General features: G+C 65.4%; 20 protein-coding genes. 9 read left to right on the top strand and 11 right to left on the bottom strand.

Going from position 1 to position 22,295, the window contains the following annotated elements; translation table 11 throughout:
* Nucleotide 1 precedes the first annotated feature (1 nt).
* Together PEP31012_RS06575 and argS are read right to left on the bottom strand one after the other, a co-directional pair.
* Nucleotides 2-667, bottom strand: coding sequence for an SPOR domain-containing protein (locus PEP31012_RS06575; RefSeq protein ID WP_150588512.1), 666 nt, complete (start codon nucleotides 665-667; stop codon nucleotides 2-4).
* Between the two features lie 66 nt (nucleotides 668-733).
* The gene (gene argS, locus PEP31012_RS06570; protein ID WP_425494935.1) at nucleotides 734-2,455 is read right to left on the bottom strand and encodes an arginine--tRNA ligase; all 1,722 of its coding nucleotides are present in this window, start codon (nucleotides 2,453-2,455) and stop codon (nucleotides 734-736) included.
* Between the two features lie 224 nt (nucleotides 2,456-2,679).
* Here argS and PEP31012_RS06565 point away from each other — a divergent pair, with 224 nt between their 5' ends.
* Complete coding sequence (locus PEP31012_RS06565) at nucleotides 2,680-3,006, top strand: DUF1840 domain-containing protein (RefSeq protein WP_150588510.1); 327 nt, start codon at nucleotides 2,680-2,682, stop codon at nucleotides 3,004-3,006.
* 235 nt (nucleotides 3,007-3,241) lie between these two features.
* On the opposite strand, the gene PEP31012_RS06560 is transcribed toward PEP31012_RS06565, so the two are convergent.
* From PEP31012_RS06560 to PEP31012_RS06550, 3 genes are all read right to left on the bottom strand, one after another.
* Nucleotides 3,242-3,952 carry an MgtC/SapB family protein gene (locus tag PEP31012_RS06560; RefSeq protein ID WP_150588830.1) on the bottom strand — a complete coding sequence of 237 codons (711 nt, stop codon included), beginning with the start codon at nucleotides 3,950-3,952 and terminating at the stop codon, nucleotides 3,242-3,244.
* Between the two features lie 191 nt (nucleotides 3,953-4,143).
* Nucleotides 4,144-6,912, bottom strand: coding sequence for a methionine synthase (metH, locus tag PEP31012_RS06555; protein WP_150588509.1), 2,769 nt, complete (start codon nucleotides 6,910-6,912; stop codon nucleotides 4,144-4,146).
* A 116-nt stretch (nucleotides 6,913-7,028) separates the two neighbouring features.
* Nucleotides 7,029-8,159, bottom strand: coding sequence for a homocysteine S-methyltransferase family protein (locus tag PEP31012_RS06550; RefSeq protein ID WP_150588508.1), 1,131 nt, complete (start codon nucleotides 8,157-8,159; stop codon nucleotides 7,029-7,031).
* A gap of 146 nt (nucleotides 8,160-8,305) precedes the next feature.
* Between PEP31012_RS06550 and PEP31012_RS06545 the strand changes: the two genes are divergently transcribed.
* Nucleotides 8,306-8,698, top strand: coding sequence for a rhodanese-like domain-containing protein (locus PEP31012_RS06545; RefSeq protein ID WP_017231999.1), 393 nt, complete (start codon nucleotides 8,306-8,308; stop codon nucleotides 8,696-8,698).
* A 152-nt stretch (nucleotides 8,699-8,850) separates the two neighbouring features.
* Here the strand turns inward: PEP31012_RS06545 and PEP31012_RS06540 are convergent, their stop codons facing one another.
* The 3 genes from PEP31012_RS06540 to PEP31012_RS06530 form a co-directional block, all read right to left on the bottom strand.
* Nucleotides 8,851-9,108, bottom strand: coding sequence for a BTH_I0359 family protein (locus tag PEP31012_RS06540; protein WP_150588507.1), 258 nt, complete (start codon nucleotides 9,106-9,108; stop codon nucleotides 8,851-8,853).
* Nucleotides 9,109-9,280: 172 nt separating this feature from the next.
* Entirely contained in the window at nucleotides 9,281-10,075 is a 795-nt protein-coding gene (gene pcaD / locus PEP31012_RS06535; protein ID WP_150588506.1) for a 3-oxoadipate enol-lactonase, read from the bottom strand.
* 234 nt (nucleotides 10,076-10,309) lie between these two features.
* Complete coding sequence (locus PEP31012_RS06530; protein WP_150588505.1) at nucleotides 10,310-11,371, bottom strand: DUF3108 domain-containing protein; 1,062 nt, start codon at nucleotides 11,369-11,371, stop codon at nucleotides 10,310-10,312.
* Between the two features lie 432 nt (nucleotides 11,372-11,803).
* On the opposite strand from PEP31012_RS06530, the gene PEP31012_RS06525 reads away from it, so the two are divergent.
* The 6 genes from PEP31012_RS06525 (at nucleotide 11,804) to PEP31012_RS06500 (ending at nucleotide 18,736) form a co-directional block, all read left to right on the top strand.
* Nucleotides 11,804-12,790, top strand: a complete 987-nt coding sequence (locus PEP31012_RS06525; protein WP_150588504.1) for a fumarylacetoacetate hydrolase family protein — start codon at nucleotides 11,804-11,806, stop codon at nucleotides 12,788-12,790.
* Nucleotides 12,791-13,197: 407 nt separating this feature from the next.
* Nucleotides 13,198-14,349, top strand: a complete 1,152-nt coding sequence (locus tag PEP31012_RS06520; protein WP_150588503.1) for an ABC transporter substrate-binding protein — start codon at nucleotides 13,198-13,200, stop codon at nucleotides 14,347-14,349.
* A 171-nt stretch (nucleotides 14,350-14,520) separates the two neighbouring features.
* Nucleotides 14,521-15,342, top strand: coding sequence for an enoyl-CoA hydratase/isomerase family protein (locus PEP31012_RS06515; protein ID WP_150588502.1), 822 nt, complete (start codon nucleotides 14,521-14,523; stop codon nucleotides 15,340-15,342).
* A 145-nt stretch (nucleotides 15,343-15,487) separates the two neighbouring features.
* Nucleotides 15,488-16,435, top strand: a complete 948-nt coding sequence (locus tag PEP31012_RS06510) for a PhaM family polyhydroxyalkanoate granule multifunctional regulatory protein (RefSeq protein WP_150588501.1) — start codon at nucleotides 15,488-15,490, stop codon at nucleotides 16,433-16,435.
* A gap of 141 nt (nucleotides 16,436-16,576) precedes the next feature.
* Nucleotides 16,577-17,866: a patatin-like phospholipase family protein gene (locus PEP31012_RS06505; protein WP_150588500.1), complete on the top strand. Its 1,290-nt coding sequence runs from the start codon at nucleotides 16,577-16,579 to the stop codon at nucleotides 17,864-17,866.
* Nucleotides 17,867-17,893: 27 nt separating this feature from the next.
* A complete protein-coding gene (locus PEP31012_RS06500; RefSeq protein WP_150588499.1) occupies nucleotides 17,894-18,736 on the top strand; it encodes an AraC family transcriptional regulator in 843 nt (280 codons plus the stop codon).
* Between the two features lie 27 nt (nucleotides 18,737-18,763).
* Here PEP31012_RS06500 and PEP31012_RS06495 read toward each other — a convergent pair whose 3' ends face one another.
* The 3 genes from PEP31012_RS06495 to PEP31012_RS06485 all read right to left on the bottom strand — a co-directional run bounded on the left by PEP31012_RS06495 (nucleotide 18,764) and on the right by PEP31012_RS06485 (nucleotide 20,664).
* Nucleotides 18,764-19,351 carry a LysE family translocator gene (locus PEP31012_RS06495; RefSeq protein ID WP_150588498.1) on the bottom strand — a complete coding sequence of 196 codons (588 nt, stop codon included), beginning with the start codon at nucleotides 19,349-19,351 and terminating at the stop codon, nucleotides 18,764-18,766.
* Nucleotides 19,352-19,464: 113 nt separating this feature from the next.
* Nucleotides 19,465-19,902 carry a nuclear transport factor 2 family protein gene (locus tag PEP31012_RS06490; RefSeq protein ID WP_174978137.1) on the bottom strand — a complete coding sequence of 146 codons (438 nt, stop codon included), beginning with the start codon at nucleotides 19,900-19,902 and terminating at the stop codon, nucleotides 19,465-19,467.
* A 201-nt stretch (nucleotides 19,903-20,103) separates the two neighbouring features.
* Nucleotides 20,104-20,664 (bottom strand): chalcone isomerase family protein, encoded by a 561-nt coding sequence (locus PEP31012_RS06485; protein WP_150588496.1) that lies wholly within the window; start codon nucleotides 20,662-20,664, stop codon nucleotides 20,104-20,106.
* A gap of 711 nt (nucleotides 20,665-21,375) precedes the next feature.
* On the opposite strand from PEP31012_RS06485, the gene PEP31012_RS06480 reads away from it, so the two are divergent.
* The gene (locus tag PEP31012_RS06480; protein ID WP_150588495.1) at nucleotides 21,376-22,251 is read left to right on the top strand and encodes a ferritin family protein; all 876 of its coding nucleotides are present in this window, start codon (nucleotides 21,376-21,378) and stop codon (nucleotides 22,249-22,251) included.
* The last annotated feature ends 44 nt before the right edge of the window (nucleotides 22,252-22,295 follow it).

Raw genomic sequence — 22,295 nt, 5'->3', positions numbered from 1 at the left:
TTCATTGCTTCGTGAAGCGGATGACGGCCGTATCGTAGCCACCGTCCTGCAGGCGCTGGCGCACGTGATTCATCTCGTCGAGCTTGCCGTACGGTCCAAGGCGTACGCGATAGAGCGTCAGGCCGTTGGCATCGCGCTGCGTGACCTTCGCCTCGAAGCCCGAGAGCGTCAGCTTTGCGCGCAGTTGCTCCGCGTCGTTCTGCGACTTGAAGGCGCCCACTTGCAGGTAGTAGCCCGTGTTGGCGCTGTCCGTGGCACTTGCGGGCGGCGTGGTCGGCGGCGCGACCGGCACCGTCGACTTGCCGCTGAGAATGTCGGCAGGCGAGGGCTTCGTCGGCGCCGTCGGGGCGGACGCCATCGGCGGCGTGACCGGCACGCCCGGCACGAGTGGCGACGTGACGGCCTGCGAGGCCGCCTCCGGCCCGGCGGCGGCCGACGCCGCGCCCGGCAGCGGCGTGCGCGGCTGCAGCGACTTGTTCGGATCTGGCGCCTGCGCGGCCGGCGAATTATCGGCCGGGCGCGGCGGCGTCTTTTCGACGAACGGGGTGGGCGTCTTCGTAATGTAGAGCGCGACGACGACGGCAACGGCCAGCCCAACGATCAGGCCGAGCACGATGCCCAGAAAAGTACCGCCCCGCTGGCGGGGAGGCCGACGTGTGTTTGCCATCGAGTCGATTCCGTCCTTACAGAGTTCCGATGCGTTTGCCGTTCGGAGGGGTTGGATAACTGGGACTTACATCTTGGCCGGGGTCGACACGCCCAGCACGGCAAGACCGTTGCGCAGCACCTGACGCGTGGCCGCCAGCAGCGCCAGACGCGCGTGCTTGACGGTCTCGTCGTCGACCAGCACGCGATCGGCGTTGTAGAAGGAGTGGAACGCCCCCGCCAGATCCCGCAGATAAAAGGCCACGGCGTGCGGCGCCAGTTCCTCGGTCGCGCGCGTGAGCATGTCGGGGTATTCGGCGAGCAATTGCAGCAGCGCGAGCGCGCGTTCGCTGTCGAGCGGCGCGAGGTCGGTGTGCGCCAGACGGGCGTCGTCGCCGCCCCATTGCGTGAGGATCGAGCAGATGCGGGCGTGCGCATACTGCACGTAGTACACCGGGTTCTCGTCGTTCTGCTTGAGCGCGAGATCCACGTCGAACACGAATTCGGTGTCCGCCTTGCGCGAAATCAGGAAGAAACGCACGGCGTCGCGGCCACGGCGCAGGGCCGCTTCACGCTCGGCCGGGTCCGTCACCGGGGTTTCGGCCGTGATGCCGCCCGACCACTCGATCAGGTCGCGCACGGTCACGTAGCTGCCCGCGCGCTTGGAGATCTTCACCTCTTCGCCATGGCGCATGACGGTAACCATCTTGTGCAGCACGTAGTCGGGGTAGCCCTTCGGAATGCCGATGCCCAGGGCCTGCAAGCCGGCGCGCACGCGGGCGATGGTGCCGTGGTGGTCCGAGCCCTGCACGTTGATGACCTGATGGAAGCCGCGCGCCCACTTGCGGGTGTGATAGGCGACGTCCGGCACGAAATACGTGTACGTGCCGTCGGACTTGCGCATCACGCGGTCCTTGTCGTCGCCGTAATCGGTCGTGCGCAGCCACAGCGCGCCGTCCTGTTCGTACGTCACGCCGGCGTCGACGAGGGCCTGCACCGTGCGCTCCACACTGCCGTCGGCGTAGAGCGACGACTCGAGATAGTACTGATCGAAGCGCACCCCGAACGTCTGCAGATCGATGTCTTGCTCGCGGCGCAGATAGGCCACGGCGAACGCGCGGATCGAGTCGATGTCCTCGAGGTCGCCGCTGCCGGTGACGGGCGCGCCGTCGGACGCCTGCACGGTCTTGCGCGCGAGGAAGTCCTGCGCGATATCGCCGATGTAGTCGCCGTTGTAGGCCGATTCCGGCCATTCGGCATCGCCCGGCTTGAGGCCGCGCGCACGCGCCTGCACCGAGGTGGCGAGCGTCTGGATCTGCACGCCGGCGTCGTTGTAGTAGAACTCGCGATGGACCGGATGGCCCTGCGTACCCAGCAGCGCCGAGATCGTGTCGCCGAGCGCGGCCTGACGACCGTGACCTACGTGCAGCGGGCCGGTCGGGTTGGCCGAGACGAATTCGACGAGCACCGGCGCGTCGTCGTGGCGCACGGCGCAGTGGCCGAAGGCCGCGCCCTCGGTCAGAATCGCGCGCGCGACCGACTGCTTCGCGGCGTTGGCCAGTCGCAGGTTGATGAAGCCGGGGCCGGCGATTTCAACGGCGTCGACGAGCCCGTTCGCGCGGGCGTCGCCGAGGATGGCATCGGCAATCTTCTGCGCCAGCTCGCGCGGGTTGGCGCGCAGCGGCTTGGCGAGTTGCATCGCCACGTTGCAGGCCAGGTCGCCATGCGCGGCGACTTTCGGGCGTTCGAGCAGGATGGACGGCATGGCCGGCGCGTTTTGCGCGTCGGGCGCAGTGCCGTGCGCAGGCATCAAACCGGCGACGACGTCGCCGATCAGCGCGACGAGAGCATTCTTTTGTGCGGGTAGCATTGGCGGGTGTTTCGGGTGCGTCCGGACGCGTCCGGACAGGCAATTGAATCGTCAGCACCGGATTTTAACAGGTGTATGATGAAGTCACGGTACCCACCGGTCCCATGCGTTGCGCGACATACGCCTGGGGCGGGGGTGGTGACAACTCGAATCGGGAGACAACCATGTTGGTAACGTTCAAGTCGCACGCTTCGCCCACGATCACCATGCTGGAGAATCTCGCGCAGTTTCTGCTCGGGCTGGTCGGCAAGAAGCTGGGTGAGCGCGGTGCCATCGGCGAGGACGAAATGGGCGCGGCGATTGCGAAGCTCGAAGCCGCCATCGCGGAAGACAATGCCGCTGCGAAGAAGCAAAGCGAAGGCAAGCAATCGGACGAACGCGAGGAAGCGGATCGTTTGCGTCTTGCGCAACGGGCCTATCCGCTGCTCGATATGCTGCGCGAGTCGCAAAAGGAAAACGTCGCCGTGATGTGGGAGATCGGTCGCCGCTAAGCGGTCGAAGGCCAAGTCAGTCCCTCCCGGGCCCTCCCGGGCAACCCACGGCACGCTACGCCATTCGTCCGGCACGACGCGCCCATCGTCCGAGCGCGTCGCTCGTCACCCCAACGCGCTTTCGCGCGAGATCCCCGTCCCGGAATCTGCAATTTTCAGTGCCAGCGATCCACGCTGTGGCGCGCTGAAAGGACTGACATTGCGCGTCATGCGGCATGTCACTCGGCAGCTTTCCCTAGTCGTCCGAACGGCTCGACCAGAACACCTGATTCACCCCCGGCAATGTTTCCAGATGATCGGTGAGCGCATCGAGTTCGCCTGCCTGCACGGCCGTGGGCAGCAAGAGCGCTTCGATCTCGACCTCCGCCTCGCCGAACGGGTGAATATCGAGCGCCCGCACCGGATAGTTCGACGCTTCCAGCCAGGCTTCCACCTTGTCGAGCACATCGCGCTGCGTCGTGCGCGCGCAGATGACGGACAGCGCGTACGTTGCCTCCGACGTCGCCTCGTTGATCGGGGCGCGGTTGATGCGGTTCACGACCGGGCGCAGCAGTGTATTGGCCGCCAGCACGAAGCCCGCCACGACGACCGCCTCGACGATCAGGCTCGCCCCCGCGGCCGCGCCCACGGCTGCCGAGCCCCAGAGCGTGGCTGCGGTGTTCAGGCCGCGTACCGAAGCGCCGTCTTTCATGATGGCGCCCGCGCCCAGGAAACCGACCCCCGACACGACATAGGCAATCACGCGCGTATCGCCGGGCATGAGCCGCATCGACAGGTCGACGAAGGCGGCAGACCCCACGGCCACGAGCACGTTGGTGCGCAGGCCGGCGGTGCGCTGACGGACCTGACGCTCCACGCCGATGATCGTGCCCAGAATGAACGCGACGAGCAGCGAGACGGCCGTGTTGAGTAGCGGCAGGAGCTGGAAGTTCTGGATGCTTTGCAGTGCGTGCATGGGACGTCTCGAAGTGAGCCAGCCGGCAGGGGGCAGGGCGCCGGCGGCCGGGGATCCGAACTGCCGGATCAGCCCGAACGGGCGGGACACTACGCTTCGGTTGCGACAGCGGCGTGACACCGGCGCCGGCGAGCGGTCGTCATGCCGCCGGCCGGGTCACGCAAAGGGATGCTGGCCTGTAATTACGACAGTTGCGGGGCGAGCAGACGCCGGGCCGTGGCCTCGTCCACGTTGGCACGCTCCATGAAGTCTTCCACCTGATCGGGGCCGATCTTGCCCACGCTGAAGTACGTGCTGTCCGGATGTGACAGATAGAAGCCCGAGACGCTCGCGGCGGGCAACATGGCGAGCGATTCCGTCACGCTCATGCCGACGTCGTGGGCTTGCAGATAGTGGAACATCGGTCCCTTGACGGAGTGTTCCGGGCAGGCCGGGTAGCCCGGCGCGGGACGAATGCCGACGTACGCTTCCTTGATGAGCGCATCGTTATCGAGTTGCTCGTCGCCGGCATAGCCCCAGAACTCGCGACGCACGCGCGCGTGCATGCACTCGGCGAACGCCTCGGCCAGACGGTCGGCCAGCGCCTTGAGCATGATCGCGCTGTAGTCGTCGTGCGTGGCGAGGAAGCCGGCTTCCTTGGCCTCGACGCCGAGCCCTGCCGTGACCGCGAACACGCCGATGTAATCGGCCACTCCGCTGTCCTTCGGCGCAATGAAGTCGGCCAGCGAGCGGTTCGGGCGACGCACGCCGTCGACGACGGGGCGCTCGCTCTGCTGCCGCAGGTTATGCCACGTGAACGCGACTTCCGTGCGCGACTCGTCGGTGTAGATTTCGATGTCGTCGTCGCCGACGACGTTGGCGGGCAGCATCGCGATCACGCCGTTGGCCGTCAGCCAGCGGCCCTTGATCAGGCGATCGAGCATGTCTTTGCCGTCCGCGAAGACGCGCTGGGCCGATTCGCCGACGATCGCGTCGGTGAGAATCGCAGGGAACGGACCGGCGAGATCCCACGTCTGGAAGAACGGCCCCCAGTCGATGTAATCGGCCAGTTCGGCCAGGTCGTAGTTCTTGAACACACGCCGGCCAATGAACTTCGGCTTCGGCGGGACGTAGGTCGACCAGTCGATCCTGTGCTTGTTCTCGCGTGCCGTGGCGAGCGAGACCATCGGTGTGGCCTTGCGATTGGCATGCTGCGCGCGCACGCGCTCGTAATCCGTCTTGACCTCTGCGAGGTATCGCTCGGCGGCCTCGTCCGAGAGCAGATTCGACGCGACCGATACCGAGCGCGATGCGTCCGGCACGTAAATCACGGGACCGTCGTAGTGCGGCGCGATCTTCACGGCCGTGTGCACGCGCGACGTCGTGGCGCCGCCGATCAGCAGCGGAATGTTGCGCAGGCGGAAGTAATCGTCGCGCTGCATTTCCGAGGCGACGTAAGCCATCTCTTCAAGACTCGGCGTGATGAGGCCGGACAGGCCGATGATGTCGGCGCCTTCTTCCTTGGCCTTGGCGAGGATGTCGGCGCAGGGCACCATCACGCCCATGTTCACGACCTCGAAGTTGTTGCACTGGAGCACCACGGTCACGATGTTCTTGCCGATGTCGTGCACGTCGCCCTTGACCGTGGCCATCACGATCTTGCCCTTGGAGCGAACGTCTTCCCCGGCGGCGGCCATGCGCGCCTTTTCCTCTTCGATGAAGGGCACCAGGTGCGCGACGGCCTGCTTCATCACGCGCGCGCTCTTCACGACCTGCGGCAGGAACATCTTGCCCGCGCCGAACAGGTCGCCCACGACGTTCATGCCGTCCATGAGCGGGCCTTCGATCACCTGGATCGGGCGGCCGCCCGCGGCGTGGATCTTCTGACGCACTTCCTCGGTATCGTCGACGATGAACGTGGTGATGCCGTGCACCAGGGCGTGCGCGAGACGCGCTTCGACCGGCTGGTTGCGCCACTCCAGGTTCTCTTCACGGCGTTGCGCGCCGCCCTTGAAGCGGTCGGCGATCTCCAGCAGACGCTCGGTGCTGTCGTCGCGGCGATTGAGCACCACATCTTCGACGCGCTCGCGCAATTCGGGATCGAGGTTCTCGTACACGCCGAGCTGACCGGCGTTGACGATGCCCATGTCCATGCCCGCCTGAATCGCGTGATACAGGAACACGGTGTGAATCGCTTCGCGCACGATGTCGTTACCGCGAAACGAGAACGAGACGTTCGACACGCCGCCGCTGATCTTCGCACCGGGCAGGTGCGCCTTGATCCAGCGCGTGGCGTTGATGAAATCGACCGCGTAGTTGTTGTGCTCTTCGATGCCGGTGGCCACCGCGAAGATGTTCGGATCGAAGATGATGTCCTCGGGCGGGAACCCCACTTCGTCGACGAGCACGCGGTAGCTGCGCTCGCAGATCTCGGTCTTGCGCGCGTAGGTGTCGGCCTGCCCGTGTTCGTCGAAGGCCATGACCACGGCGGCGGCGCCATAGCGTCGAATCCGCCTGGCGTGATGCACGAAGGCTTCCTTGCCTTCCTTGAGCGAGATCGAGTTCACGATGGCCTTGCCCTGCACGCACTTGAGCCCCGCCTCGATCACTTCCCACTTCGACGAGTCGATCATGATCGGCACGCGCGCGATGTCCGGCTCGGAGGCGATCAGGTTCATGAAGCGAACCATCGCGGCCTTGGAGTCGAGCATCGCCTCGTCCATGTTGATGTCGATGACCTGGGCGCCGTTCTCGACCTGCTGACGGGCGACCGCGAGGGCTTCATCGAACTGGCCGTTCAGGATCATGCGCGCGAACGCTTTCGAACCCGTGACGTTGGTACGCTCGCCGACGTTGACGAAGAGCGTGCCCTCGCCAATGTTGAAGGGCTCGAGGCCGGACAGGCGCATCGGCTGCACTGGCGAGGCAGGCTCAACCGGCTCAACAGGCGTTAGGAAGGGCGTTTGGCTCATGGGGCAATCCGTTCAATGGTGGGCGCGCTTGCCGCGTCTCGTGCGCGAGACGCGAGGGCGGCGCGCCGGGCTTCCTGCAATCAGTCTTGTCTTCGTTGGGCGGACGGTGGCGCCGCTCAGGCGTCGTCGTCGCCATCCATGCTGCCGCCAGTCGCGCGATACTGCGACGGCCAGCGGCGCGGCTTCACGTTGGCCAGCGCCTTGGCGATCTCGGCGATGTGCGCCGGCGTGGTGCCGCAGCAGCCGCCCGCGATATTTACCAGGCCTGCCTGCGCGAACTCCTTGATCAGGCCGGACGTCACGTCAGGCGTTTCGTCGAAACCCGTGTCGCTCATCGGGTTGGGCAAACCGGCGTTCGGGTAGACCGACACGTACGTGTTGCACAGCTTGGCCAACTCGGCGATGTACGGGCGCATGAGCGTCGCGCCGAGCGCGCAGTTCAGGCCGAAAGTGAGCGGGCGCGCATGACGCAGCGAATTCCAGAACGCCTCGACGGTCTGGCCCGACAGAATGCGCCCGGAGGCGTCGGTGACGGTGCCCGAAATCATGATCGGCAACACTTCGCCGGTGTCTTCGAACAGCTCGTCGATGGCAAAGAGCGCGGCCTTGGCGTTGAGCGTATCGAAAATCGTCTCGACGAGGAACAGATCGACGCCGCCTTCGAGCAACGACTTGGCCTGCGCGTAGTACGCGTCGCGCAGTTGATCGAAGTCGACGTTGCGCGCACCGGGATCGTTCACGTCCGGGCTGATGCTAGCGGTCTTGGGCGTCGGGCCGATGGCGCCGGCGGCGAAGCGCGGCTTGTCGGGCGTGCTGAACGCGTCGCAGGCTTCGCGCGCCAGACGCGCCGACTCGCGGTTCATCTCGTCGGCCAGATCCTCCATGTGATAGTCGCTCTGGGCGATCGTCGTCGCCCCGAACGTATTCGTCTCGAGGATATCGGCGCCGGCCGCGAGGTACTTGCGATGAATCTCGCTGATGACGTCCGGGCGCGTGAGCGAGAGCAGCTCGTTGTTGCCTTTGACGTCGTGCGCGAAGTTGGCGAAGCGCTCGCCACGGTACTGGGCTTCGTTCAGCTTGTACTGCTGGATCATCGTCCCCATGGCGCCATCCAGGATCAGGATGCGCGAAGCGAGCAGTGCAGGCAGCGCCTGCCCCCGCGTGTAGCGCGGCTGGGCGGGGGCCTGCGCCGCGCTCGGTGCGGCTCCCGTATGGGCATTGGCGGCGGATGGGGTAGCGGTGGTCATGACGGACGTCGCCTTGGAGTGGCCGGAAAACCTATAATTGTAATGGTTTTCGCGCCCGCCGCCCGCGCGCCGCCGCTTGTCGGGCGGCGCCGGCGTCGATTCGTGACGCGCGCGCCGCGCCGTCTTGACCCGCTCTCGCCAACGATATGGAATTCCTGCTCCCGAGCGCCGCTCACCAGTTTCTGCAAGCCAAGGCCAATGCCCTGTTCGTCGATTGCCGCAGCGAAATGGAATATCTGTTCGTGGGGCACCCGGCCGGGGCGATCCACGTGGCGTGGAACGACGGCCCGGATTGGGAGATCAACCCTCACTTCGTGCAGAGCGTGCGCAAGCTCGCCGGTGCCGGGGGCGAGCGCCCAGTGCTGCTGATATGCCGCAGCGGCAATCGGAGCACGGCGGCCGGCGAGGCACTGGAGGCGGCCGGCTTTCGCAACGTGTACGCGGTGCTGCACGGCTTCGAGGGCGATCTGGACGGCACCCATCACCGCAACGCCGTGAACGGTTGGCGTTTCGAGGGACTCCCGTGGGAGCAGTGCTGAGCACCGGGCCGAGGCCGTCGGCGCGCCGGAGCCGCCGGTTTCTCCGGACGCTCGGATGGTGTCTGACATGATGTCAGGCGTTGGCATCATGAAAAAACCCTCGCCGCGGCGAGGGTTTGGGGTGTGTGACGGCACCGCGTGCGGTGTTGGCGTCAGTGGAGCACGACCGGGTTCGTCATGAAGGTGTCGAACTGGCCGAGGAATTCGTCGACCTCATCCTCGGAGGGCTCGCTGGCGATCAACTTCTGCACTTCTTCACGGAATTGCCGGGCAAGCGTGCCGTCGAGAAAAATCTCGCGGCCCGCGGTTTTGTCCACGATTTCATAGCCACCCGCAGACAGCGAGTGATTGCCGTTGTCCGCGGCAAACTCGACGACGTAGTAATTCGGGCTGTCGTAAATCATGAGCATGGCAACTCTCCTGGTGTTCCTGCATGGTCCTCAGTACCCCACATAGGGGCGACGCGGCGCGATTTCAAGAGGCAGTGCCCCATGATTCGCTGTTCGGCACACCGGCTGACGAATTCAAAGGTCGTGTCCCTCCTTGTCAAAGGTCCCGCTTCAGGTCCCGCAGCTTGCAGGTTCAAACATTAGAGGCCGCGCCGAGCAAAAACGTTGCAAGGGCATTGGTTACGAACTGTTTCTGCTCGACGATCGACAGATGGGCGGCGTCGGGCACGATCTCCAGCCGGGCACCGGCGATGCCGCTGGCGATGCGCCGGGCAACGGCGGGTGGGGTGGACGGATCGTTTTCCCCGACCAGCACCAGGGTCGGGGCGTCGATTTCCGACAATCTCGCTCGCACGTCAAACGCCGCCAGCGCCTCGCAGGCGGCGGCGAAACCCTCCGGGTGCGCCTTGGCCACCAGCGCGCGAATGCGTTCCGACGCCTCCGGATGGCGCTTGCGGAAACGCTCGCCCAGCCAGCGCTCGAGCGTGCCGTTGGCAAGCGCCTTCATGCCATGCTCTCGCGCCTGTCTCGCGCGTTGGCGAAATACCTTCGCGTCGGCGTCGTCGTAGCCGGCGGTGGTATCGATCAATGTCAGGCTGGCGATGCGCTCGGGGGCGTCGAGCGCCACCTGCTGCGCGACGGCGCCGCCCATCGAGATGCCAACGAAATGCGTTCTCGGGATTTCCAGCGAATTGAGCAGGGCCGTCGCATCGGCCGCCAATTGTTCAATGGTGTAGGGGCCGGTGGGAACGTCGCTGCGGCCGTGGCCGCGGCTGTCGTACCGGAGCACCTGGAAATGAGCCGCGAGCTCGGGCACCAGATCGTCCCAGATTGTGAGATCCGCCCCCAACGGATGCGCGAGGGTCACCCACGGACCGTGGCCTTCCACCGCGTAATGAATCGATGCACCGTTGGCGCTGACTTTCATGGTGACCGGCCCCCCTAATCTCGTCGATGCGTTGGCGAAGTGGCGTAGATGCAGTGGGATCGTTCTGATTATGTCAGGAACCTTGGACTTCTGCTCGGCGAATCGTAGTAGCAGGACAACACCGCGTCTTGTCGCCGTCTGGCGCCGCGTGCCGCCGAGCTGTGCGCCAATCGCTCGACATTCTAAGGAATGGGGGCGGGCGCTTTATCGCCCGGACGGCGATGTCGTTTGGGCTCAGGGCGACGATTTTTGCGAGAAGACCAGTTCGAACTCGTTGCCCGACGGCTCAATCTGCTTGACGCGTACCGGCATCCAGTCGAGGGATGGCGCGAGCCAGATATCGACACGTCGTTCGTCGCCCGCCTTGCGCGGCAGCCGCGTGAAGTGGCGGGTTTCGACATAGCCCTGCGGCGTGCGCAGGGTTTCGCTGCCAACGTATTGCACTGGCCACACTTCACTGCTGTCCGTGTCGACCACCGTGAACTCGTGCGTCACGCCGACTTGTGCGTAGCGCTCCGGATTGCCTCTCGCGTAGCTCGCCAGTTGCATCATCACGCTGAACCGGTCTTGTGCACCGGGGGCCAGGGGCACGGACTGGCCCGAGCGCGAGAAATGCAGCGTCGGCGTGCCGTCGCGCCGGAAGTCGCTGACATATTCGGCGCGACGTCCGCGTTTCTCCACATAGCGGGACGGCGCAATGCCGTTCACGTCGAAACCGCCCTCGCTGATGAACTCGAACGTGCCGAAGAAGATGATCGGCACCGCCACGCGCAGGCGGTAATGGCCGTTGGCGTTGACCCATTGCAGCTCACCGGTCTGATTGCGTACGCCGTTCATATAGGCGTCGTAGGCCATCGTGGCGGAGGGCGGCGGATCGAACCTGTCGCCGTTGGCGGCGGCGGCCGTCAGCGCCGGGCCGGGCGGTGAGGCGGCGGGGGCGCTGCTGGCGGGCGCGCCGAGGGTGCTGCCTTCGCTCGCGACGGTCTGCGAGGCGGCCTGCGGCCCGGGCGTGTTGGCCGTAGCCGGTGCGGCAAGCGTGTTGGGGGCGGCGCGTGGGGCCGGCGGGGCAGGCTTGCGCGGGTGCGGCTTGATGGCGGGCTTGACGGCTGCCTTGGGTGCCGGCAGCGCAGGTGGGGCCGGAGGTTCGGGGGGGGTGACCGGTTTGAGCGGGATCAGCGTGACCGGAATTTCGGGAATCGGCGTGTCGTCGAGCGAGGATCGTTGGCTGGCGACCCACCAGGCAATGACGATGTGGGCGACGAACACTGCGGCCATCACGCCCGCCCAGACGAACACACGTCTGCGCCCACGTCCTCGCCGGCGCCCCCCCACAGGCGGTGTCGGGCCGGCGGGTGTGGGTGCAGCGTCTTGGGAATCGGTGAGGGCCGGGGGCACGTTGGGAACCGCTTGGCGAAAAAGGCTATAGGAGTGCGACGGGCAATTCCGGCAATACGCGCTATACGAGCGAGTTCTACGCATCGAAATCGATGGTTCCGACGATCTCAGCGATCTCAACGATCCCGACGATCCCGCTATTGACCGCGCGATGGCGCGTGCATCGATGCTCCGGAGCGTCACGGCGTCAGGATCTCACATTGCGACGCACTCGGTTCGACAGATCGCGCAAGGGGCCGTTCACCGGCCGGCGGGTGGCCGATACCCTCGGGTAGAATCGTTGACTTCACGCGCCATTCTATCGGGCCTGAGAGGGCCTGCCGACTCCATCCCATGAAACTCGCTACCCGCAAGGACGGCACCCGCGACGGCCAACTGATCGTCGTGTCGCGCGACCTGTCGAGCGCCTGCATCGCCGACGCCATCGCCCCCACGCTGCAACGCGTGCTCGACGATTGGACGTTCTATGCCCCCCAGCTCCAGACGCTCTACACCGAACTCAATCACCAGCGGGCGCGCCATGCCTTCGCGTTCGACCCGGCCGAGTGCATGGCCCCGCTGCCGCGCGCTTATCAGTGGGCCGACGGGTCGGCCTATGTGAACCACGTCGAGCTGGTGCGCCGCGCGCGCGGGGCCGACATGCCGCCCGAATTCTGGACCGACCCGCTCATGTATCAGGGCGGCAGCGACGACTTCCTCGGCCCGACGGACGACATCGTCTGTGCGTCCGAGGACTTCGGCATCGACTTCGAAGCGGAGGTCGCGGTGGTGACCTCCGATGTGCCGATGGGTGCCAGCCCGGCGCGCGCGCTCGAAGGCGTGCGTCTGCTGATGCTGGTCAACGACGTGAGCCTGCGCAATCTCATTCCCGCCGAACTGGCCAAGGGGTTCGGCTTCTTCCAGAGCAAACCCGCGAGCAGTTTCTCGCCGGTGGCCATCACGCCGGACGAACTGGGCGATGCCTGGCGCGACGGCCGGGTGCACCGCCCGCTCACGGTGAAGTGGAACGACAGGAAGTTCGGCGCGCCGGAATGCGGCGAGGACATGGTGTTCGACTTCGGACAACTCGTGGCGCACGTCTGCAAGACGCGCAATGCGCGGGCGGGCACGATCGTGGGCTCGGGCACGATCTCGAACAAGGATCGCAGCCGCGGCAGCGCCTGCATCGCCGAGAAGCGCATGCTGGAGACGATCGAGCAGGGTGCGCCGCAGACGGCCTTCATGCGCTATGGCGATCGTGTGCGCATCGAAATGTTCGACGCGCAGGGCAAGTCGATCTTCGGTGCCATCGATCAGGCCGTCGCGCCGCTGGACGAGTAAGCAACGCTCGTTGCCGCGAGCGTAGGGCAGCGAAGTGTCGGCGAAGTGTCGGCAGAAACCTGGCGGGCGTGAAGGGGGATGGACCGAGGCCCCTTTCTGCAGCGAGTTGGGTTTGTGTCTGAGAGGCGGAACGGGGCTCCCGTCCATCCGGAGGGCGGTGTTGAAGGGGCCGCAGCGCACCGGAAACGGCGGGCCGATGCGAGGCGTCGGGATACCTGCGTAGGGTGAACCCGGATATGGCATGCAATTCCGGCTCCGCTATGCTTTGTCTCCTTGAGTCGGTTCGCACCCCTATCGGGTGGGCGAGCCGGCCCTAACTTTCGCCGGCGCGGCGCGAGGCCTCCGTTCCGGGCGGCCCGTGCAAGAGAAAAACCGAGCGCAGGCCAGACCAGACCAGGAGACTTTCCATGCGAAACCCCGTGCGCACTGCCCTGTTGGGTGCGATGTTGCTGGCGTTGGCCGGCGGTGCTGCCGCTCAGGTCAAGATCGGCGTGAACATCTCGCTCACCGGACCGGCCGCATCGCTTGGCATTCCCGAGCGCAATACGATCACCATGCTGCCGACCGAGATCGGTGGCCAGAAGGTCGAATACATCGTGCTCGACGACGCGTCGGATACCACGACCGCCGTTCAGAACACCAAGAAGCTCATCTCCGAGAATCACGTCGACGCCATCATCGGCTCGTCGATCACGCCGAATACGCTGGCGATGATCGATGTGATCGCCAGCGGCACGACGCCCACGATTTCGCTGGCGTCGTCGGCGCGCATCATCGAGCCGGTCGATGCCAAGCGTTACTGGATGTTCAAGACGCCGCAGACCGATGCGCAGATGGCGTCGGCCATCGCCGAGCATGCGAGCCGTCATGGCGTGAAGACGATGGCGTTCATCGGCCAGGGCGATGCCCTGGGTGAGGCGTTTTACGAAGAAGTCGCGAAGTTCGCCGGTCTGCACAAGATCAAGATGGTCGCCAGCGAGCGCTTCGCACGCACCGACCCGAGCGTGACGGGGCAGATCCTGAAGATCATGGCCACGCATCCGGACGCCGTCGTCGTGGGCGCGGCCGGCACGCCTGCCGCCCTGCCGCCGAAGGCACTGGCCGAGCGCGGTTACAAGGGCCTCGTGTATCACAATCACGGCGTTGGCAATAACGATTTCCTGCGCGTGTGCGGCAAGGATTGCAACAACACCTTCCTGCCGGCGAGCCCGGTGCTCGTGGCGTCGCAACTGCCGAACGACCATCCGGCCAAGGCGGTGGCGCTCGATTACATCAAGAAGTACGAAGCCAAGTTCGGCGCCGGGACGGTGGCGGCTTTCGGCTCGTATGCGTGGGATGCGGGCATCCTGCTCCAGCGCGCCATTCCGATCGCGCTGAAGACGGCCAAGCCGGGCACGCCGGAATTCCGCAAGGCGCTGCGCGATGCGCTCGAGACGAGCAAGAACATGCACGTGACGAACGGCGTGATCAACATGAGCCCGACCGATCACCTCGGCCTCGACCAGCGCGCCCGCGTGATGGTCGAGATCGTCAACGGCAAGTGGCAACTCGCGCCGTGAGCGGGGCGTGAAGGGGACGTGAGGGAGCGTCCCGCCGATCCGGCATGACCGGGAGGCGGCCGGCGCCGTGCGCATCCACAACCCGTTGACCGTCGGTGGCGCCGGCTTTGTCCGGTGCCGCCGTTTCCCAATCCCCGCCTGTGCGGGGATATTTTTTTGGAGCGGTAAGCCATGTCGCAAGACCCGTATCAACACTACCAGTCGCTGCAGTTCAAGCGGCATCCCAATGGCGTGCTCGAACTCATCATGGGCGCGGGGGCGAACAAGAGTGGCCTGTCGACGGCCGACCATCGCATGCACCAGGAACTGGCCGACGTGTGGCGCGACATCGATCGCGACACCGAGACGCGCGCGGTGGTCATTCGCGGCGAAGGCAAAGGGTTTTCCGGCGGCGGCGATCTGTCGCTTGTGGAAGACATGGCCGACGATTTCGCCGTGCGCGCCCGGGTATGGCGCGAGGCGCGCGATCTCGTCTACAACGTGATCAACTGCAGCAAGCCGATCGTCTCGGCCATGCACGGCCCGGCCGTGGGGGCCGGGTTGGTCGCGGGCCTGCTGGCGGACATCTCGATTGCCGCGAAGACCGCGCGCATCATCGATGGACATACGCGACTGGGCGTCGCGGCGGGAGATCACGCCGCCATCGTCTGGCCGCTGCTGTGCGGCATGGCGAAGGCGAAGTACTACCTGCTGCTGTGCGAGCCGGTCACGGGCGAAGAGGCCGAGCGCATCGGACTCGTGTCGCTCACCGTCGACGAAGCCGACCTGCTGCCGCGCGCGTTCGAAGTGGCCGACAAGCTCGCGCGCGGCTCGACCACCGCCATTCGCTGGACCAAGTACGCGCTGAACAACTGGCTGCGCAGCGCGGGGCCGTCGTTCGACGCGTCGCTCGCGCTCGAATTCATGGGCTTCGCGGGGCCGGACGTACGCGAGGGCATTGCGTCGCTGCGCGAGCGTCGTGCGCCGGATTATCGCGGCGACGCCCCGTTCTGACACACCACTGGCGCACGCTCGGCGTATGATCGATACCCATACGCCCCTCGCGCGTCGATGCGCGCGGGATGGCGCTCAGGACGCGCGCGCCTTGCCGGGATCACCCCGCAGGCGGCGCGTTCCCCGACTGTGACTGGAGACCGTAATGAGCGATTCGACGAGTGCCATGCCCAACGGCTTCGACATTCTCAAGAAGATGTGGGAAGCCTTCAGCCCGCCCGCGACCTTCACCTCGCCGCTCACGCAGTTGATGCAGAGCGCGGCGCCGTTGCTCGATCCCGAGGAGATCGAAAACCGTATCGCCGAGATGCGTGCGGTAGAGCAGTGGCTCACGCTCAACCTGAACGTGCTGCGCTCGACAATTCAGGCCTTCGAAGTGCAACGGGCCACCTATGCGACGCTGCGCGCGTTCGGCACTGGTACCTTCGGCGCGGCAGGCGATACGCAGGCGAGCGCGTCGCCGTTTGGACAGGCAGGCACGGCGAACTTCTGGCGCTCGCCGTTTGCCGCCGAGGCGCCGGCACAGGACGTCGAACCGCCGGCGAGCGCGCCGGAACCCGAGCCTGAGCCAGAACCGGCGGCGCCCGAAGCGGCGGCTGCGTCAGAGGAAGCCGCGGCGACAGGCGGCGACGCGCAATCACCATTCTCGCAGGCAGGCAACGCTTACGGTGCCCTGGATCCGTCGATGTGGTTTAACGCCATGCGCGCGCAGTTCGATCAGATTGCCGCTGCCGCGCAGGCGGCCGGTGTGTCGGCCGCCCAGATGACGGAAGCCGCCGCGGCGCAAATGTCGGAGGCGGCCGCCAAGACGACGCAGGCCGCACCGGCAAAGCCGGCGAAGTCCGCGAAATCAGCGGCGACGGCTGGGACGGCCTCCGCGAAGGCGTCCGGCCAGGCCTCGGCAAAGGCCGGCGCCTCCCAGCGTGCGGCGGGGTCGACGAAGGCGGCAGGCAAGACCGCCGCCAAGCGTGCGCCCGCCAGCAAGACGACGCCGGCGAAATCGGCAGCGGCCAAGACCGCCGCCAAAACCTCGGCAAAGGCGGCCCCTGCCGCGGGCAAGCCACCGGGCAAGCAAGCCTCGTGGAAGTGGTGACGTCGTCGCGCTGGCGCGACGCACGCGGTCGGGTGACGGTGGCACCCACCGCGGCGGCAGGGACAGCCGCAACGACAGCGGCAACCGCAACCGCAACGACAACGACAACGACAGCGCTAACCACGGCGGGAGGAGGCCCCCATGATTTCAGGCGAACGTACCGGCCTCGTCCTGATGGGCGGCGGGGCACGCGCGGGGTATCAGGTGGGCGTGCTGGCGGCGATTGCCGCGATCCAACGTGAAGTGCTGCCGTCGCGGCGGGCGATTCCATTTCCCATTGTCTGTGGCACCTCCGCTGGTGCGATCAACGCGGCGGCACTCGCTTCGCATGCCGACGATTTCCAGCATGGGGTCATGAAGCTCGATGCGGTGTGGCGTCAATTCCATGCCGGTCAGGTGTTCCGCGCGGACTCGCTGGGGATGGCGGGCACCGGCGCGCGTTGGCTGGCCGCACTGTCGCTGGGTTGGGCGCTGCGCCGTTCGCCGCGTTCGCTGTTCGACTGGTCGCCCCTGGGCGATATGCTGCGCAGCGCGATCCGCCTCGATCGGCTGCCCGACGTGTTTGCGTCTGGCGCGCTCGAGGCCTTGTCGGTGACGGCGCTCTCGTACTCGTCGGGCAAGCACGTCACCTTCTATCAGAGCGCCGAGCCGATCCAGGCCTGGAAGCGTTCGCTGCGTCTGGCGCGCGCGGTGCCGTTGAGCGTCGAGCACTTGCTGGCATCGAGCGCGATCCCGTTTCTCTTCCCCGCCGTCGAACTCGATCTCGACGGGCAGCCGGAATATTTCGGTGACGGATCGATGCGTCAGATTGCGCCGCTCAGTCCGCCGATCCATCTGGGCGCCACCCGCATCCTGATCATTGGCGCGGCGCACGGCCAGTACGGGCTCGACAGCAGCGGCGAGCGCATCGGCGGGTACCCCAGTCTTGCGCAGATCGGCGGGCAGGCGCTCGCCAGCGTGTTCATCGATGGCCTGTCGGCGGATCTGGAGCGTCTCCAGCACATCAACAACGTGCTGCGGTATGTGCCCGAAGCACAACGCGAGTCGAGCGGCTGGCGACCCATCGAGACGCTTTTGATCTCGCCAAGCCAGCGCATCGAGCCGATCGCGGCGCGGCATCTGCAACAGTTGCCGCGGGCCGTTCGAACGATCCTCGGCGCGATCGGGGCGGACGAAGCGCGCGGTGCCGCCTTCGCCAGCTACCTGCTGTTCGAGTCGTCCTACACGCAGGAACTCATTGCGCTGGGCGAGGCCGATGCCTACGCGCAGCGCGACGCGATTGCGGCATGGCTCGTGGCGGAAGCGGATGGCACGAGCCCGCTCCATCGTGTCGAGGCTGGCGCGGTTGGGGGCGGTGGATTGCCGGCGAATTCGCCGCTATCGGCGGAGTCGCCCGCCGCCGTGGCGGATACTGGCAAGCCGGCCGCATGAGTTGTTGTCTTCACTGAACCTGCCCCTATGTCGAAATCCACTGTTGCGTGTCCGTATCCGTCGACGTTCTGGCGCGATCCGGCGCTGCCGTTTCTCGAAGCGCGAGAAGTGCGCGATGGGCGTCGCGTCTGCTACGCGTTGCACAGCCATGAGACGTTTTCCATCGGCGCCGTGACGGGAGGGCGCAGTACCTATCGGAATGGCCGGGCACACGAGAGGGTGGGCCGCGGCAGCGTTGTCGTGATGAACCCTGACGCGGTGCATGCTTGCAATCCCATTGACGACGAGGCGTGGGCCTATCGGATGCTGTTCGTCGACACGGTGTGGTTGCGCGAAACGCAACGAGAACTGGGTTTCGGGCATGGACAGGATCTGCATTTGTTCGACCCGATGTCCGCTGACGATCCGGTGTTGTACCGGGGGTTTAACCGGCTCTATGACGTTTGCACCGACGCGACGCGCGACCGGCTTGAGCGCGAGAGCGTGGTGCAGCAGTTTTTCATTGACGTGCATGAGCGGTTGAACCCTGCGCCGCAACCGATGCGGGACGACTCGCACAAGCTGCGCCGCGCCGCCGATTTCATCCGTGCGCACTGCACAGAGGCGCTGACGCTTGCGCAGATTTGCGCGGCGGCGGGCCTATCGGCGTCTTATCTGACACGCGTCTTTCGAGAGCAATACGGACTCACGCCGCACGCCTTTCTCATGGACCAGCGGATTCAATATGCACGGCGCCGACTGCGTCGTGGACATGCCATTGCCGAGGTGGCGCTCGATGCGGGCTTCGCGGACCAGGCGCATTTCCAACGCGCCTTCAAGCAACGCCTCGCCACGACGCCTGGGCATTACCGGGAGCCGCACGCCGCCTGATTCGACGCCGCGAAGGCGCATGTTTCCTTAGCCGGTCGCGACAAGATACACGGCACTTCCCGCCAACAGCGCCGCCATCGCGCAGTTCAGACGCCGCACGCGCCGCGCGTCGCGCATGCGATGACGCAACATCGCACCCGCGGCGGCCCAGCATCCCACCGAGCACCAGCAAACGACAAAGTAGATCGCCGCGAATTGCCAGATGCGCGCGGGATCACCTGCCGTGTACGCGCCCATTCCGGCCAGCGCCGCGAGCCAGGCTTTCGGATTGAGCCACTGCATGACGGCGCCTTTCGATATTGTCGGGCCACGCTGCGTGTCGGCGTCGTTCAACACGCCGTTATCGATCGCCAGTTTGTAGGCCATATAAAGCAGGAACGCCACGCCGAACCACTGAATCGCGTGCATCAGTACGGGCATGCGGTGCAGTAACTCGTGTACGCCGAAGCCGACTGAAACGAGCAACGCGACGAAGCCCACCGTCGCACCTGTCACATGACGCAGGCTCGGTCCGAGGCCATAGCACGCGCCTGCGCCCAGCGCCACGACATTGACCGGACCCGGCGTGATCGAAGCGGCCAATGCGAACGCCGCCATTGAATAGAAAAGTGTCATCGGATCCCTCGATGCTGAAGAAAGCGGGTGAAGCGAGGTTCCGAATGTAGGCGGCGACGGACGCCGTGTATTGAAGAAAACTGCCCTTTGGCAAATGGCCGTGTGCCGACGTCTCAGCGAAACAGTCGATGGCGTAGCCAACGCAATAGACGTCCAAAGATGGGGAGCTTGACGTAGATATCTTCAGTGGCGTCCCAATAGTCGCGCTGATAGGCCACGCGCCCGTCCACGGCGAGACGAAGGTGGGAGGCGCCGTGGATGACCTGTTCGTCCTCGAGCCACCGCTTGGCGTGGAAATGCAGGTTCCAGACGAGCAGCGCCTGATTGTGTTGCAGCAGCGTGGCGGTGAATTCGATGCGTGGCACATCGACCCGCTCGAACAGATGCGTGAGCAGCGTGGCCACTTCGGCCGCGCTGCGCACCTCGTGCAGCGGCGTCTTGAGATAAACATTGGGCGCGTAGAACTCACCGAGATTCCCGACGCTTTGGCGGGTGAGAGTCTCGAAGTAGCGTGTCAGGCGCGTGAGCGACGCAGCGTGATCGATATCCATAGGCACACTCGCGTGGGCGCTGTGACAGCGCGATTCGATGAGCCCGTCCATGCCTTGGGCGGGGCCGGTCTCTCCCGTCCCGAACGCGCGTCGCCGGGATCGGCCTCCCGTCAATTTACCTCGGCAGCGCGCTCTTGCGCCGTGATGTCGCCTCGCGCGTGGCGTCGATGAGACACGCGGCAGTCGCTGCCGCGCGGGCGTTCAGCGCGCGTCGCTGATCAGATCGGCACGAAGGTCGGGGGCACTGGTGCGCGGATCCAGCCATATCGCGAAGAATGCGCGGCCGAAGGCGTCGCCCGCGATCTGACCGATCAGTTTGCCGTCCGAGAAGAATCGTGTGCCGTCGCCAGGCTGGAAGACGCCGGTCAAGTGCTGTCCAGCCGTGACGTCGGGCAGGATGTGCGCCAGGGCTTCGGCCCAATGCTGCCGTTGGGCGTCGGTAGCCACCTGGAGCTTGTTCATCTCGATCAGACTTCGCTGCACCAGCGTGTGCGATTTGAAACTGCGCGCGTAGCGTAGGTCCAGCACCAGGGGGTGCGCACTCCAGTTGGCGCTGACGTGCTCGGCGCCGGAGAAGAGTTCTGCGTCGTAAAGATGAAAACCCAGGCGGGTGAAGGAGCCGCGGCCGACCAGATGAGCGGTAGGGATTTCCTGCGACGCCAGTTGCCCGGCGTCGAACGCCAGGGCGCCGGGGGCTGTTACCACCGTCGCCAGAAAGCAGGCGGTGCGTAGCCATGCGGCAAGTACGGGACGAGTTGCCATGCTCGGCTCCTTATCGGTCAAGGATCCAGTCGAGTCGGTAGGCCCGTTGGCGGCGCAGGGTTCGTTCTGCCTATGCGCCGGCCGATACAATGTGTTGCGTATTTGCGACTGAGAACTATCCTCAAAGCGCGGCGCGAAAATGGCATTGCGGCGTCGGCAGGGATGGATTCTGGAACCCGGTCGCAGGTACGGAACGATTGCTTTCAGCGTAGACCATCGGACGCCGCTCGCGCAGGCCCGTGGCACAGGGGCAAACCCTGACCTGCTGCCGTGGCATCCGCATTCGCAGGCCCCGATGCCTGTGACGGCCAAGGCGGCGGCGCGGCGCAATCTTGCCGCCGGCGGCGGTTCGGAACGCCCGCGATGCCTCGAGCATAGGCGCGTTGCGTGACAATTTGACGGGCGTCAAAATTACGACGCATTACCGTCACATGAGGGGCGGCGTTGGCGGGATTAAACGGCTTTTATGTTATGATTCAAGAGTTTGCCTATATTTTAGTAGGGTCGCTCTAAGCCATATCGCCAGGATGCGGCCAGATTACAGGCGTTAATTCGTCGTCCTTCAGCGACGGCAGGGTTCAAGACGTGAAGTCGGACGGCGGGGGCCGCCCACGACACGCTCACCGTTTTGTCTGTCGAAATTCGGCGTAAACTTTCACAATACTATCTTGAGTCCTGGTGTAAGGTCTCGCGACCTTGGGGGTAATTGAAATGAACGAAATGCTGTATCCCGAACTGTACAAGTCGTTGGAGGCAGTGCGTTGGAACATGGAGAAGGACATTCCTTGGGACAAGTTCGACGCCAGCCAGCTCTCCGACGATCAGGCGCGCACCATCAAGATGAATGCCATCACGGAATGGGCGGCGCTGCCGGCCACCGAGATGTTCCTGCGCGACAACCGTGACGACAGCGACTTCTCCGCGTTCATGAGCGTGTGGTTCTTCGAAGAGCAGAAGCACTCGCTGGTGCTTATGGAATACCTGCGCCGGTTCCGCCCGGACCTCGTGCCGACCGAAGCCGAACTGCATGCCGTGCGTTTTCCATTCGACCCGGCTCCGCCGCTCGAGACGCTGATGCTGCACTTCTGCGGCGAAATTCGCCTGAATCACTGGTATCGCCGTGCGGCCGAATGGCACACCGAGCCGGTGATCAAGGCCATCTACGAAATCATCTCGCGTGACGAAGCGCGTCATGGCGGCGCTTACCTGCGCTACATGAAGAAGGCACTGACGAGCTTTGGCGACAACGCGCGTGCCGCGTTCGCGAAGATCGGCGTGCTGATGGCCTCGGCGCGTCGCACCGAAAAGCCGCTGCATCCGACCAACCTGCACGTGAACAAGGACCTGTTCCCGAACGACACGGTGCAGTCGCGTCTGCCGGAGCCGGAGTGGCTCGAGCACTGGCTCGACGAGCAAATCAAGTTTGACGACAGCTGGGAGAAGAAGGTCGTCGAGCGCATTCTGCACAACATGTCGTTGCTGTTCGAGCACACGTTTGCGACGGCGCAGGACCTGAATCGCTACCGCAAGGAAATTACGAGCCGTCTGGCGGCGGTGGCCGCACCGGCGGTTGCCGCGGCATCGTAACCACGCGTTCGGCGCATTCGGCGCCGACGGTATCGACAAAAAAG

The organism is Pandoraea eparura (assembly GCF_902459725.1).
GTDB lineage: Bacteria > Pseudomonadota > Gammaproteobacteria > Burkholderiales > Burkholderiaceae > Pandoraea > Pandoraea eparura.
The sequence above is the reverse complement of the archived record's forward strand: the minus strand, read 5'-3'. Positions and strand labels throughout refer to the sequence as shown.